The sequence below is a fragment of the Luteimonas colneyensis genome, assembly GCF_014836665.1.
Taxonomy (GTDB): Bacteria; Pseudomonadota; Gammaproteobacteria; order Xanthomonadales; family Xanthomonadaceae; genus Luteimonas; species Luteimonas colneyensis.
The window spans coordinates 815,983-830,401 of record NZ_JACSQJ010000001.1 but is presented as its reverse complement, the minus strand read 5'-3'; the positions used below and the strand labels follow the sequence as shown (position 1 = coordinate 830,401).

At 71.1% G+C, this 14,419-nt stretch carries 12 protein-coding genes; 4 read left to right on the top strand and 8 right to left on the bottom strand.

The window, feature by feature from the left end:
- Positions 1-17 precede the first annotated feature (17 nt).
- From H9645_RS03890 to H9645_RS03860, 7 genes are all read right to left on the bottom strand, one after another.
- Positions 18-1,808, bottom strand: a complete 1,791-nt coding sequence (locus tag H9645_RS03890) for an acyl-CoA dehydrogenase C-terminal domain-containing protein (protein ID WP_191728372.1) — start codon at positions 1,806-1,808, stop codon at positions 18-20.
- Between the two features lie 38 nt (positions 1,809-1,846).
- Positions 1,847-2,326: an LEA/WHy family protein gene (locus H9645_RS03885; protein WP_191728371.1), complete on the bottom strand. Its 480-nt coding sequence runs from the start codon at positions 2,324-2,326 to the stop codon at positions 1,847-1,849.
- Positions 2,327-2,390: 64 nt separating this feature from the next.
- On the bottom strand, positions 2,391-3,920 hold the full coding sequence (locus H9645_RS03880; RefSeq protein ID WP_191728370.1) for a Ppx/GppA phosphatase family protein: 1,530 nt from the start codon (positions 3,918-3,920) through the stop codon (positions 2,391-2,393).
- Positions 3,917-6,085, bottom strand: a complete 2,169-nt coding sequence (gene ppk1, locus H9645_RS03875; RefSeq protein WP_191728369.1) for a polyphosphate kinase 1 — start codon at positions 6,083-6,085, stop codon at positions 3,917-3,919. Before ppk1 ends, H9645_RS03880 begins: the two co-directional genes overlap by 4 nt.
- Positions 6,042-7,400 carry a phosphate regulon sensor histidine kinase PhoR gene (gene phoR / locus H9645_RS03870; RefSeq protein WP_191728368.1) on the bottom strand — a complete coding sequence of 453 codons (1,359 nt, stop codon included), beginning with the start codon at positions 7,398-7,400 and terminating at the stop codon, positions 6,042-6,044. Before phoR ends, ppk1 begins: the two co-directional genes overlap by 44 nt.
- Positions 7,401-7,409: 9 nt before the next feature.
- Positions 7,410-8,099, bottom strand: a complete 690-nt coding sequence (gene phoB / locus H9645_RS03865; RefSeq protein ID WP_191728367.1) for a phosphate regulon transcriptional regulator PhoB — start codon at positions 8,097-8,099, stop codon at positions 7,410-7,412.
- 89 nt (positions 8,100-8,188) lie between these two features.
- Positions 8,189-9,775, bottom strand: a complete 1,587-nt coding sequence (locus H9645_RS03860; RefSeq protein WP_191728366.1) for a M48 family metalloprotease — start codon at positions 9,773-9,775, stop codon at positions 8,189-8,191.
- A 213-nt stretch (positions 9,776-9,988) separates the two neighbouring features.
- Here H9645_RS03860 and grxC point away from each other — a divergent pair, with 213 nt between their 5' ends.
- From grxC to H9645_RS03840, 4 genes are all read left to right on the top strand, one after another.
- Positions 9,989-10,237: a glutaredoxin 3 gene (grxC, locus tag H9645_RS14145; protein ID WP_225218000.1), complete on the top strand. Its 249-nt coding sequence runs from the start codon at positions 9,989-9,991 to the stop codon at positions 10,235-10,237.
- Positions 10,234-10,611, top strand: a complete 378-nt coding sequence (locus H9645_RS03850) for a carboxymuconolactone decarboxylase family protein (RefSeq protein WP_191728364.1) — start codon at positions 10,234-10,236, stop codon at positions 10,609-10,611. Before grxC ends, H9645_RS03850 begins: the two co-directional genes overlap by 4 nt.
- Before the next feature lie 147 nt (positions 10,612-10,758).
- On the top strand, positions 10,759-11,772 hold the full coding sequence (locus H9645_RS03845; protein ID WP_191728363.1) for an isocitrate dehydrogenase: 1,014 nt from the start codon (positions 10,759-10,761) through the stop codon (positions 11,770-11,772).
- Between the two features lie 33 nt (positions 11,773-11,805).
- Positions 11,806-13,251: a Na+/H+ antiporter NhaC family protein gene (locus tag H9645_RS03840; RefSeq protein WP_343218347.1), complete on the top strand. Its 1,446-nt coding sequence runs from the start codon at positions 11,806-11,808 to the stop codon at positions 13,249-13,251.
- 347 nt (positions 13,252-13,598) lie between these two features.
- On the opposite strand, the gene H9645_RS03835 is transcribed toward H9645_RS03840, so the two are convergent.
- On the bottom strand, positions 13,599-14,360 hold the full coding sequence (locus H9645_RS03835) for a Bax inhibitor-1/YccA family protein (protein WP_189496739.1): 762 nt from the start codon (positions 14,358-14,360) through the stop codon (positions 13,599-13,601).
- Positions 14,361-14,419 lie beyond the last annotated feature (59 nt).

Sequence of the window (14,419 nt, the reverse complement as noted above, 5' to 3'; positions counted from 1 at the left end):
TGTGTAGCGGCGCGACCTCAGTCGCCGAAGCTGTCGGCGTCGAGCGCCATCAGCGGGCCGGCGCCAGCGCGGATCGCCTCGGCATGGGCCAGCGTGCGCGGCAGGATGCGGGCGAAGTAGAACCGCGCCGTTTCGCGCTTGGCGTCCTTGAACGCCGCGGGCATCGACGAGTCCCGGGCGGCCGCGCGCGCGCGCAGCCACCAGTACGCCAGCACCACGTAGCCGGAATAGAAGAGATAGTCCCAGGAGGCCGCGCCGAGCTCGTCGGGATTGTCCGCGGCCGACTGCAGCATCCCGGTGGTGAGCGCGGTCCACTCGCCGCACTTCGCGCGCAGGGTGGCGATGTCGGCGGCGAGTTCGGCGTCTCCTTCATGCGCGGCGCAGAAGGCTTCGACCTCGGCCAGGAACAGCTTCAGGCCGGCGCCGCGCGAAGAGGCGGTCTTGCGTCCCACCAGGTCCAGCGCCTGGATGCCCGTGGTTCCTTCGTAGAGCGTGGTGATGCGGGCGTCGCGCGCCAGCTGCTCCATGCCGTGCTCGGCGATATAGCCGTGGCCGCCGAAGCACTGCAGGGCGTTGTAGGTGTTCTCGATGCCCCACTCGGTCTGGCAGGCCTTGGAAATCGGGGTGAGGAAGCTCACCAGGGTCTCGGCGCGCTCGCGCTCGGCTGCATCCGCTGCGTGGCTGGCGACGTCGAGCAGGCTGCCGGCGTGCATCGCCAGCATGCGGCTGCCTTCGGTCAGCGCCTTCACCGAGAGCAGCATGCGGCGCACGTCGGGGTGGACGATGATCGGATCGGCCGGCTTGTCCGGGCACTTTGGTCCGGTGAGCGCGCGCGACTGCAGGCGCTCGCGCGAATAGCGCAGGGCGTTCTGGTAGGCGCGTTCGGACAGGCCGATGCCCTGCAGGCCGACGCCCAGGCGCGCGGAGTTCATCATGGTGAACATGGCCTTGAGCCCGCCGTGCGCCTCGCCGACCAGCCAGCCCTCGGCGCCGTCGAAGTTCATCACGCAGGTGGCCGAGCCCTTGATGCCCATCTTGTGTTCGATCGAGCCGCAGCGCACCGCGTTGCGCTCACCCACGCCGCCGTCGCGGCCGACCTTGAACTTGGGGACCACGAACAGCGAGATCCCCTTCGCGCCGGCCGGGGCGCCGGGCAGCTTGGCCAGCACCAGGTGGATGATGTTGTCGGTGAAATCGTGCTCGCCGGCGGTGATGAAGATCTTGGTGCCGGTGATCGCGTAGGCATCGTCGCCGACCGGCTCGGCGCGGGTGCGCAGCAGGCCGAGGTCGGTGCCGCAGTGCGGCTCGGTGAGGCACATCGTGCCGGTCCAGCGGCCTTCGATCAGCGGCTTGAGGAAGACCTCGCGCTGCCAGTCCTGGCCGTGCTGGCGCAGCGCCTCGACCGCGCCGTGCGAGAGCAGCGGGAAGTTGCCCCAGGCCAGGTTGGCGCCGTTGATCATCTCGCTGACCACCGTGCCGACCAGGTGCGGCAAGCCCTGGCCGCCGTGCTCCGGCGCGGCAGTGAGGCCTGGCCAGCCGCCATCGACGTACTGTGCGTAGGCGGCCTTGAAGCCCTCGGGCGTGGTGACGTCGCCGGTCGCGGCGTCGTGGCGGCAGCCCTGCTGGTCGCCGACGGCGTTGAGCGGCGCGAGCACGCTGCCGCTGAAGCGCGCGGCCTCCTCGAGCACGGCGTCGATCACGTCCGGCGTGGCGTCGGAATGACCCAGCCGGGCGAACTGTGCCTGCGCGTCGAGCACGTCGTCGAGGACGAAGCGGAAGTCTGCAAGCGGGGCGGTGTACTGGCTCATGGGCGGGGAGGATCCTGTCTGTCTTCGATGGGGCGCGCTCAGCGCAGCACGCCCGCCAGGCCCGGGGCAGGGCTCAGCGCGCTCTTGCGCTTCACGGGGTAGCTGCGGGCGCCGCCGCGGTCGGCGGGGGCCGCGCTGATCGTGCCGTCCAGTGCGTAGTCGACGCCGCGGCCGGCGGCGAGCGCGTCGGCCAGGAGCATGCGGGCGCCGGATGCAGGCTGCATGCGCACGGCGACCACGTCGGCCGATTCCGGTCCGATCTCCAGTCCCGGCGCGTCGGCCAGCGTGCCCGCGGCCTGGTCGCCGACGGTGACCTGGAGCTCGACCGCGTCGAAGCGCATCGGCACGCTGCTGTAGTTTTGCAGGCGCAGGCTGAGCGACCAGCTGCCGTCGGGCTGCACCGCCAGCTCCTGGATGCTCGCGGCCGGCTCGGACACGCGGCGCGCGGGACCGCTGGAGCAGGCTGCCGCCAGCGCGACGACCAGCGACAGGACCAGGAGGGTGATTCGACGACCCATTGCTGTCTCCGGGGAGGACTCGCCGGAGCATAGCACCGCTCGATACGGTGGCGGATGGTGCGCGTCAGCCGATGCGCAGCGCGATGCCCAGCGCCGGAATCTCGGCCGGTTCGCCCGCGAGGTCCGCCTGCAGCAGCGGGCGCTCGTCGAGATAGCGCGGAGGCAGGCGAAGCTCCAGCATGGTGCCGCGCGCCACGGCATCGAGGCCGGGGATCTCGGGCTGTTCGTGGCCGCGGTGCAGCAGCACGGCCAGCCGCAGCAGCACCGACAGCTGGCGCGCCGCCGGCAGCAGGCGGTCCGGGAGCGCCTCGAACACGTTCTTCGGGACCTTGCGCCGGTGCGCGCGCACCAGCGCGGCCAGGAATTCCTGTTCCTGGCGCGAGAAGCCGGCGATGTCGGAGTGCGCGAGGATGTAGGCGCCGTGCACCTGGTACTGGCTGTGCGCGATGGTGAGGCCGAGCTCGTGCAGGCGCGCGGCCCAGGACAGCATGAGGCGGTCGTCGGGCGTCAGCTGCCAGGCGGGCGCGACCAGGTCGAACAGCCGCAGCGCGCTGGCCTCCACGCGCAGCGCCTGCGCCACGTCGATGCCGTAGCGCTGCACCAGCGCGTCGACCGAAGCCTCTCGCGGGTCCTGGTCGCCGGCGCGGCCGACGAGGTCGTGGAGCACCCCTTCGCGCAGCGCCGCCTTGCTGACCGCCATTCGCTGCAGGCCCAGGCTGGTGAACGCCGCTTCCAGCACCAGCAGTCCGCCGGCGATGATCGGCCGCCGTTCGGCCGACAGCCCCGGCAGATTGATGTCGTCGACGTGGCCGGCACGCAGCAGCGCGTCGCGCACCACGGGCAGGGCTTCGGCCGTGATCGCGCCCTTGGTGAGCTTCATCGCCGCGCAGATCTCGCCGATCGCCTTGTTGGTGCCGGAGGCGCCGATCGCCTCCTGCCAGCCGAGGCTGCGGTAGGTCGCGGCGAACTGCTGGAATTCCACCGAGGATTCGATCAGGGCGTCGCGCCACTTGCGCCGCGACAACCGGCCGTTGCCGAAGTAGCGCAGCGTGCCCGCGACCGCGCCGAGCTGCACGCTCTCGCGCTCCAGCGTTTCGAAGCCGCGGCCGATGATGCATTCGGTCGAGCCGCCGCCGATGTCGAGCACGAGGCGGCGGTGGCCCGGCTTGGGCGGCTGCGCCTGCGCGACGCCGAGGTAGACCAGGCGGGCCTCCTCGCGTCCGGCCACCACTTCGATCGCATGCCCGAGCGCGGTCTCGGCCGGCATCAGGAAGGCCTGCGGCGCCGCCAGCCGGCGCACGGTGTTGGTCGCCACCGCGCGCACGCGGTGCGGCGGGATGTCACGGATCCGCTGGCCGAAGCGCGCCAGGCACCGCAGCGCGCGCTGCCGCACCTCGGCATCGAGGCCGCCGCGCGCGTCGAGGCCTTCGGCCATGCGCACGGTCTCGCGCAGGCGATCGACGATGCGCAGCTGGCCGAGGGTGTAGCGGGCCACGACCATGTGGTAGCTGTTGGAGCCGAGGTCGATGGCGGCGAGCATGTCGCCGTCGGCCAGGGGCTGGCTCTGCGATGCCGCGGCGATCGCCGCGCTCATCCGCAGATCCCCGCCAGCAGGGCGGACTGCGCCGAATGCGGAAGCTCGCCGTCGACCGGCGACACCTGCACGTAGCTGCCGTCGGCCTGCAGTTCCCAGGCGTTGGTGTTGTCGTCGAGGTAGGTCTGCAGCGCTTCGCGATAGACGCGCGCGGCGATCGCTGGGTCGAGGATCGGGAAGCAGGTCTCGACCCGGCGCAGCAGGTTGCGTTCGAGCCAGTCGGCGCTCGCGCACCAGGTCTCCGGGGCACCGTCGTTGCCGAACCAGTACACGCGGGTGTGCTCGAGGAAGCGACCCACGATCGAACGCACGCGGATGTTGTCCGAGACCCCCGGCACGCCGGGACGCAGGGTGCAGGCGCCGCGCACGACGAGGTCGATCCGCACGCCGGCCTGCGAGGCCGCGTACAGCGCACGCACCACCTGCGGCTCGTTGAGGGCGTTCATCTTGGCGATGATGCGCGCCGGCCGGCCGGCGGCGGCGAGGCGCGCCTCGCGCTCGATGCGTTCCAGCACGCCGCCGTGCAGGGTGAAGGGCGACTGCAGCAGGCGCTCCAGGCGGATCGCAGGCGCAAGGCCCGAGATCTGCTGGAAGATCTGGTGCACGTCGCTGCCGACGTCGGGATCGGCGGTCATCAGGCTGAGGTCGGTGTACGCGCGCGCGGTGCCGCTGTGGTAGTTGCCGGTGCCCATGTGCACGTAGCGGCGCAGGCGGCGGCCCTCGCGGCGCACCACCAGCAGCATCTTGGCGTGGGTCTTGTAGCCGACCACGCCGTAGACCACCTGCACGCCGGCGTCCTGCAGGCGGTCGGCCAGGCCGAGGTTGGCCTCCTCGTCGAAGCGCGCGCGCAGTTCGACCACCACGGTGACGTCCTTGCCGTTGCGCGCGGCCTGCACCAGGTGCTCGACGATCGGCGAGTCGCGCCCGGTGCGGTACAGCGTCTGCTTGATCGCCAGCACGCCCGGATCGGCCGCGGCCTGCTTGAGCAGTTCGAGCACTGGCGTGAACGCGTCGAAGGGGTGGTGGAGCAGCACGTCGCCGGCGGCGAGGCGCTCGAACATGGCGTCGCTGCCGGCCAGCTGGCGCGGCTGGAAGGGCGGGAACTTGAGCTCCGGCCGGTCGGCCTCGTTGTAGACCTGGATGACCCGGTTGAGGTTCACCGGCCCGTTGATGCGGTAGACCGCGTTGTCCGGCAGGTCGAAATTGCGCAGCAGCTCGCGCACGATCGGCTCGGGACAGTCGGCGGCGATCTCCAGCCGCATCGCGCGCAGGTAGCCACGGCCGACCAGCTCGTCGCGCAGCGCCAGCGCCAGGTTCTCGACCTCGTCCTCGTCGACGATCAGCTCGGAGTTGCGGGTGACGCGGAACTGGTAGGCGCCGCGCACGGCCATGCCCGGGAAGAGGTCCTCGACGAATTCCGACAGCATCGCCGAGAGGAACACGAAGTCGTGCTCGCCGCCGGAGACGCGCTGCGGCAGGCGGATGATGCGCGGCAGCGAGCGCGGCGCGCGGACGATCGCCAGGTGGCCGCTGCGGCCGAACGCATCGCGGCCCCTGAGCACGACCACGAGGTTGAGCGACTTGTTCAGGATCTTGGGGAACGGGTGCGCGGGATCCAGGCCCAGCGGCGACAGCACCGGCAGGATCTCCTCGCGGAAATAGGCGCGCAGCCAGCGCCGCTGGCGCGCGTTCCAGGTCTCGCGCGCCAGCACGCGGATGCCGGCATCGGCCAGCGCCGGGCGCAGGACCTCGTTCCAGCAGGCGTACTGCGCGTCCACCAGCTCGGCGGTGCGCTCGTGGATGCGGCGCAGCACGGTCACCGGCGAAAGGCCGTCGGGCGCCAGCGGGACGTCGAAGTCCTGCGCATGGCGCACCGTCGCGGCGCGGATCTCGAAGAACTCGTCGAGGTTGGTGCAGGAGATGCACAGGAAGCGCAGGCGCTCGAGCAGCGGGATCGTGGCGTCCTGCGCCTGCGCGAGCACGCGGAAGTTGAAGTCGAGCTGCGACAGCTCGCGGTTGAGGTAGAGCGACGGATCGCGCAGGAGGTCCTCGGCCTGCGGCGGCGCGACCACGGCGGGCGCGGCGGCATCGGCCGGGGTCTTCGCGCGGCGCGCGCGCGGGCTACGCGTGCTGCCGGGAGGCGTGCTGGTCTTGCGGGTGCTCATGGGGGTCCTTTCCGCGCGGGACGATGCGGTCCGCGCCGAAGCTGCAGGTGAAGGTGCTGCCGCGGCCGACCTCGCTGGTGATGTCCAGGCGGGCCTGGTGCAGCTGCAGGACGTGCTTGACGATGGCGAGCCCGAGGCCGGTGCCGCCGGTCTCGCGGGTGCGGCTGCTTGAGACGCGATAGAAGCGCTCGGTCAGCCTTGAAATATGCGACTCGGGGATGCCGTAGCCGCTGTCTTCCACCGACAGCGTCGCGCCGCCGCCTTCGGCCGGGGCGAAGCGCACGGCGATGCGTCCGCCGCTCGGGGTGTAGCGCACGGCATTGGCGACAAGGTTGGAGAACGCGCTGTGCAGCTCGCGGCCGGAGCCGAGCAGGTCGACGCCGGCCAGGTCCTCGACCACGATCCCGTGCCGTCCCTGGCTGAGCGCCTCGGCCTCGCGGCGCAGGGTGGACAGCATCGGCCCCATCGCCACGTCCTCGTCCTCCAGCGCGTCCTGGGCCTCCAGCCGCGACAGCGCCAGCAGGTCTTCGACCAGCTGGGTCATGCGCTGCGACTGTCGCCGCATCTCGCCGATGATCGGCTCCCACTCCTCGTTGTCGGCGGGGTCGAGCATGTCGAGGTAGCCATGGACGACGGTCAGCGGCGTGCGCAGTTCATGCGAGACGTTGGCCACGAAGTCCCGGCGCACCTGCTCCAGGCGCATCAGCTTGCCGACGTCGCGCGCCACCAGCAGCCACAGCGCGTCGGAGTAGGGGATCAGGCGCAGGCTGATGCGGATCGACGGGTCGGCGGGCGAGGCGGCGTCGACGATGGGCTCGGCGTGGCGCCCGGCGCTGAGCCAGTGCGAGATCGGCAGCGGCTGCAGCCGTTCGACCAGGCTGGCGCCCTTGTCGCGTGGATAGTCGAGGCCGAGCAGGCGGCCGGCGCCGGCGTTGCACCAGATCAGGCGCTGGGTGTTGCGGTCGACCACCACCAGCGCGTCCGGCAGGGCGGTGGCGACGGCGCGGTAGGCACGCATCATCTCCACCAGCCGGCGTTCGCGGCCACGCACTTCGGCGCGCGCGCGATGCAGCAGGCGCTCGACGTTGGCCCAGGCCCCGCCGCCCGACCGCGGTGGGGGCAAGCGCACGCGCGCTTCGAGCAGGTGCGAGATCCGGCGCAGGCGCAGCAGGTGCGCGGCCAGCAGCGCCAGGGCCGCCAGTGCCAGCGCCGGCCAGGGATGGCCTACGGCCAGTCCCGCGAGCACGGCGGTGCCCAGGACCACGGCCAGCGTGGCCAGGGTCCGCTGCCAGGGTGTCTGGAGGGTCGGCGGCATGCCGCCAGTCTAGACCGAGGCGGAGAATCGGTAACCCGCGCCGCGCACCGTCTGCACCATGGTATCGAGGCTGAAGGGCTCCAGCGTCTTGCGCAGGCGGCGGATGTGCACGTCGACCGTGCGTTCCTCCACGTACACGCTGCCGCCCCAGACATGGTCGAGCAGCTGCGAGCGCGTGTAGACGCGGTCGGGATGGGTCATGAAGAAATGCAGCAGGCGGTATTCGGTCGGGCCGATCGAGACCGGCTCGTCGCCGGCGAACACGCGGTGCGCGGCGCCGTCGATGCGGAGCCCGCCCACCACCACGCTGCCGTCCTCGTCATCGTCGCGCGAGCGGCGCATCACCGCGCGGATCCGCGCCAGCAGTTCGCGCGCGGAGAACGGCTTGACCACGTAGTCGTCGACGCCGGCCTCGAGGCCGCCGACGCGGTCGTTCTCCTCGCCGCGCGCGGTCAGCATGATGATCGGGACTTCGCGGGTCAGCGACTCGCGGCGCCAGCGGCGCGCCAGCTCGATGCCGCTGGTGCCGGGCAGCATCCAGTCCAGCAGGATCAGGTCGGGCACCCGGTCGGCGATGGCTTCCTGGGCCTGCTGGGCATCGCCGGCGTGGACCGGCTCGTAGTCGCCCTTGCGCACGGCGAAGGCGACCATGTCGCGGATGGCGGGTTCGTCATCGACGATGAGGATGCGCTTCTGCACGCGGTCACCGCTCGCTTCTGGGGGTCGGGGCCATTAGACGACGGTTTGGTGACAGTCCGGTGACACTGTCACGAGGCGGCCCGCAGTCCCTACTTGCGCAGGTCGGGATCGCGGATGCCCTGGCGGCGGAGTTCGAGCACGGTCGGGGTGATGGCGGCGATGCGGGCGTCGATGCGCGCGCGGGCGTAGTAGTCCAGGTCGTCGCGCCGGCGCAGGGTGTTGAGCTGCATCAGGGCCTGTTCGGCGCGGCCGTTCAGGTAGGCGCTCTCCGCCCAGGCCTCGCCCGCGCGTACCGGGTCGCCGGCGATCTCGCTGGCGCGGGCGAAGGTGCGCTGGAACACCGGGTCGTCCCCGGACGCCGCCATCAGCGGCCTCAGGATGTCCTGGGCGCGGCGGCCCGCCTCGGCGTTGTTGCGCTCGGCCAGGACCTCGGCATAGGCGAGCACCACCGCGCGGTTGCGCGGCATGCGCCGGACCAGCGCCTCGAAGCGGGCGTCGGCGGCGGCGTGCCGGCCCTGGCGGGCTTCGGCCTGGGCCAGCCCGAGCAGCAGCCAGGTGTCGTCGGGATGCGTGGCCAGCAGCGCCTCGAAGCCGCGTGCCGCTTCGGCGCCGCTGCCCGCGAGCAGCTGCGCCACCGCGAGCCCGTAGCGCTGGGCGTCGTCGAGCGGGGCGGAGCGGCCAAGCCGGCCGTATTCGGCGATCGCCTCCCGGGGGGTGTTGGCGCTCAGCACGCGCAGGCGCTCGCGGACCCAGCCGAACCGGATCGTGCCGTCGGTCGCGCCGGCTTCGCCGTGCCCCGGACCCGGGCGCAACCCCGGTGGCAGCAGGAGGCTGTTCCCGGCCAGGCCGCCGGTGGCGAACGAACCTGCCTGGTGTCCGCGGTACTGCTCGGCGAGCTGCCGCGTCTCGCTGATGCGCGTGGTGGTGACCGGATGCGTGCGCATGTAGTCGGGCAGCCGCTCGCGTTCGCCGCCCTGGTTGGTGCGCGACATCGCCTGCATGCGTTCGAACATGCGCGCCATGGCCGCGGTGTCGTAGCCGCTGCGCGACAGCGTGCGCATGCCGAGGCGGTCGGCCTCGGACTCGTTGGAGCGGGTGTAGTCGATCTGCCGCTGCAGGGCGAGGCCCTGCAGGCTGGCGATGGCGGCCATGCCGGCGTCGCCGGAGGAGCTGCCTCCGCTCTGCGAGGCCACGGCCACGGCGCCCAGCATGGCGAGCAGGAGCGGGATGCTGTCGCGCTGCGCGCGCTCGACGCTGCGCAGGACGTGCGCCTGGGTGACGTGGGCGACCTCGTGGGCGATCACGCCGGCCACCTCGTCCTCGGTCTCGGCCGCCAGCACCAGGCCCGCGTTCGTGCCGATGTAGCCGCCGAGGGTGGCGAAGGCGTTGATCGAGCGGTCCTTCATCATGAAGAAGGTGAAGGGCTGGGCCGGCTGGTCGCTGGCGGCCGCCAGGCGGTTGCCGAGGCCGCGCAGCCAGGTGTCGACCAGCGGATCGTCGAGGACGTAGTCGTAGTGGCGCAGCTGCGCCAGCAGCATCTGGCCGTACTCCTCCTGCTGCGCGGGTGCGAGCAGGGTGTCGGCCGAGGATCCGATGTCGGGCAGGCGCTGCTGCGCGGCCGAGGGCGCAAAGGCGAACGCGAGGACCATGGCGATGGCGGCGGAAAGCGGGCGCATGCGGATGTGCGGTCGGGTCCTGGGAAGGCTGGAGACAGGATGCGGGCGGCGCCGGCGCGAGGAGTGAATACCGCGTTAATCCGCATGGCCGCGACGCTGCGGCCCGCGCCTGCGGGGTGGCTTTCACGCGTCGGGGCCGCACAATCGGACCATCGCCACCCCCGCAAGTTCCCGGAGACCGACTTGAACGAGCAAGCCACCCCCCAGATCACGATGTACACGAGCGCCGTGTGCGCCTACTGCGTCGCCGCCAAGAACTTCCTGCGCAGCAAGGGCCTGGACTGGTCCGAGGTCCGGGTCGACCTCGACGCCGCCGAGCGCGAGCGCATGGTGGCGCGTGCCGGACGCACCTCGGTGCCGCAGATCTTCGTGGGCGACGTCCACGTCGGCGGCTACGACGACATGATGGCCCTGCACCGCGCCGGCGGCTTCGAGCCGCTGCTGGAAGGGAAGGGCGCATGAGCGACGACCGCGTCCGCGCCTTCACGGAATTCCGGGAGCGCATGAACGAACGGATCCTCGCCGAGCCCAACCAGGTGGTGCGCCGCTTCTTCGCGCTCGATACCCAGGCCTACCAGGCCGGGGTGCTGGACGTGGCGACCAAGGAGCTGCTGGGCCTGGTGGCGTCGCTGGTGCTGCGCTGCGACGACTGCATCAGCTACCACGTGGCCAAGTGCCGCGACGCCGGGGTCGGGCGCGACGCGATGTTCGAGGCCTTCTCGATCGGCCTGGTGGTGGGCGGCAGCATCGTCATCCCGCACCTGCGCCGTGCGGTCGACTTCCTCGACCAGCTCGAGGCCGGGGCCGAGGCGCCGGCGGAGCATGCGCACGGCTGAGGCCCGGGAGCACGGCGACGGCCAGGCCGCTCCGTAGCGGCCCCGCTCCGGCAGGGCGGGGCCGCTTTTGGCATAATTGGCTGCTGCATTCCGTCCCACGACGCCCCGCATCGCGCCCGGCGTCCCCCCTGCATGGACCCCACTTCAATGACCCAGACAATCACGGTCATCCGCGGCGATGGCATCGGCCCGGAGATCATGGACGCCACCCTGCACGTGCTCGACGCGATGAAGCTCGGGCTGGTGTACGAAGAGGCCGATGCCGGCCTGGTGGCCCTCGAGAAGCACGGCGAGCTGCTGCCGCAGGCCACGCTGGATTCCATCGGCCGCAACAAGGTCGCGCTGAAGAGCCCGCTCACCACGCCGGTCGGCGGCGGCTTCTCGTCGATCAACGTGCAGCTGCGCCGCCACTTCGACCTCTACGCCAACGTGCGCCCGGCCACCTCGTTCCCGAACACGCGTTCGCGCTTCACCGAGGGCGTGGACATCATCACCGTGCGCGAGAACACCGAGGGTGCCTATACCGCCGAAGGCCAGGAAACCGCGCCCGACGGCAGCTGGGCGGTCTCGATCACCCGCAACACGCGCAAGGGCTCCGAGCGCATCGTGCGCTACGCCTTCGACCTCGCCCGCAAGGCCGGCCGGAAGAAGGTGACCGTGGTGCACAAGGCCAACATCCTGAAGTCGACCTCGGGCATCTTCCTCAACGCCGCGCGCGACGTGGCCAAGGAATACCCGGACATCGAGTGCAACGAGATGATCGTGGACAACACCTGCATGCAGCTGGTGATGCGCCCCGAGCAGTTCGACATCATCGTGACCACCAACCTGTTCGGCGACATCATCTCCGACCTCTGCGCCGGCCTGATCGGTGGCCTGGGCCTGATCCCGGGCGCCAACATCGGCAAGGACGCTGCGATCTTCGAGGCCGTGCACGGCTCCGCGCCGGACATCGCCGGCAAGGGCGTCGCCAACCCCTGCGCCCTGCTGCTGGGCGCGGCGCAGATGCTTGAGCACATCGGCATGGTCGACGAGGCGGCGCGGCTGCGCGCGGCCATCGTCGCCACCCTGGAGGCCAAGGACTCGCTGACCCCCGACCTCGGCGGCACGGGCACGACGATGTCCTTCGCGAAGGCGATCGCGGGCCGCGTGGCGGCCTGACCCATCGCCTGCGCAGGCAGGCCCCGGGCGGATATGGAACGGGCGCTTCGGCGCCCGTTTCGTTTCTGGAACGCCGGCATCCCGGCGGGCGCCTCGACAGCGCTGGCCCACGACCGCCACAATCGCGAATCCCTTCATGCGGATAAAGCGATGGAAACCCGTCCCAGCGCCGTGGCGCTGACCCCGCTGCTGCTGTTCCTGGCGCTGTTCTTCGGCAGCGGCCTGTACTTCACCCTGCAGGGCGAGGACATGGGCTTCTACCAGCTGCGCGCACCCGTCGCGATCCTGCCGGCGCTGGCGCTGGCGGCCTGGATCGCCCATCGCCGCGGCGTGCGCGCCGGCGAAACCCTGCTGCGCGGCATGGGCGACCCGAACATCATGACCATGTGCCTGATCTTCCTGCTGGCGGGCGCCTTCGCCTACGTCTCGCAGGCGATCGGTGCCGTCGACGCGGTGGTGGCGCTGGGCATCGGCGCGGTGCCGTCGGCGCTGCTGCTGCCCGGGCTGTTCGTGGTCGCGTCGCTGATCTCGCTGGCCATCGGCACCTCGATGGGCACGATCGCGGCGGTGGTGCCGATCGCGCTCGGCGTGGCCGACGCATCGGGCCTGGACCGCGCGCTGGTGCTGGGGGCGGTGATCGGCGGCGCCATGTTCGGCGACAACCTGTCGGTGATCTCGGACACCACCATCGCCGCGACCCGCAGCCAGGGCGCCGAGATGCGCGACAAGTTCCGCGAGAATTTCGCGATCGCGCTGCCGGCCGCGCTGGTGACCATCGCCCTGCTGGCGTTCCTCGGCGAGCCGGCGCCGGTGACGACGGACGAGCCGGCCTCGGCCTGGCTGGTGCTGCCCTATGTGCTGGTGCTGGTGCTGGCGCTGAGCGGGCTGGACGTGATCCTGGTGCTGGGCATCGGGCTCGCGCTGGCCGGCATCTCCGGCATCGCCCTGTCTCCGGGCTACGACGTGGTGCACCTTGCCGGCGACATCTGGACCGGCTTCGAAGGCATGACCGAGATCCTGCTGCTGTCCCTGCTGATCGGCGGTGTCGGCGCGCTGATGAAGGCCGCCGGCGGCCTCGAGTGGCTGGCGCGTGCGATCGCGCGCTTCGCCCGCGGACATACCGGGCGCCGCACCGGCGAGTTCAGCATCGCCGCGCTGTCGGCGACCGCGGACGTGTTCACCGCCAACAACACGGTGGCGATCCTGGTCAGCGGCGATGTCGCCCGGGACATCGCGCAGCGCCACGGCATCAGTCCGCGCAGGGCAGCCAGCGTGCTCGACATCTTCGCCTGCGTGCCCCAGGGCATCCTGCCCTACGGCGCGCAGATCCTGCTGGCCGCCGGCCTGGCCTCGGTCTCCCCGCTGGCGCTCGCCGGCACCGTCTTCTACTGCTGGATCCTGGCCCTCGTCGCCATGGCCTTCATGGCCTGGCCGCGGCGCGCGGACGCCCCGGCGGCGAGCCCGACGCGCGCGGCCTGAGCACCTTCCCGGGCGTTGGCGGGGGCGTGGGAAGCAGATGCCTTGCCACGGATGACGCGGATGGACGCGGATCTACACGGATAGAGCAGGAGCTTCCTTCAGTTTGATCCCGGAACACCGCGTCTGCAGCGGGCTGAAGCCCAGGCGGGTCGCAGCAGTTGCTGCTGCCAGGTTTCCGGCCGCTCCCCGAGCCACGGTTGCCCTCCTGCAAAAAACAGCTCTTGCCCTATCCGTGTAGATCCGCGTCCATCCGCGTCATCCGTGGCAAAAGCTTTTCCTTTCTCCCGGCAAAAAAAGCGAAGGGCGCCCGACAAGGCGCCCTTCCTCTCACTGCATGTGCGGGAGGCTCAGTCGCGCGACTGCAGCTTCGCCAGCAGGCGCAGGAATTCGATGTACAGCCAGACCAGGGTGACCATCAGGCCGAAGGCGCCGTACCACTCCATGTACTTCGGCGCGCCCTGTTCGGCACCGGCCTCGATGAAGTCGAAGTCCAGCACCAGGTTCAGCGCGGCGATCACGATCACGAACAGGCTGAAGCCGATGCCGACGATGCCGTTGTCGTGGATCATCGGGATGTTGATGCCGAAGAAGCCCAGCACGATCGTCGCCAGGTAGACCAGCGCGATGCCGCCGGTGGCCGCGACCACGCCCAGCTTGAAGTTCTCCGTGGCCCTGATCCAGCCCGAGCGGTAGGCGAAGAGCAGGGCGAACAGGGTGCCGAAGGTCAGCATCACCGCCTGCAGCACGATGCCTTCGTACAGGTGGTTGTAGAGCGCCGAGATCGCGCCGAGGAAGAAGCCCTCGACCAGGGCGTACAGCGGCGCGGTGACCGGCGCCCATTCCTTCTTGAACACCGTGACCAGTGCCAGGACGAAGCCGCCGATCGCGCCGCCCCACATGTAGACCGAGAAGCCGGGCGCGAGCTCGCCGGGGGCGGCGAACGCCTGGCTCCAGGCGAAGGCCGCCGTGAGCACCGTCAGGAGCAGCAGGAACGCGGTCTTGTTGACCGTGCCGTTGATGGTCATCGCCCCGGCGTCGCGGGAGACGACGGTGCCGCTGCCGAGGTCGAGGAACGTGGAGTCCGACAGGACCGGATTGCCGCTGCGCATGAAGTCCCCCCAAGGGTTCGATGAAAGGTGCCGGCCCCGAGGATACACGGGGTGCGCGG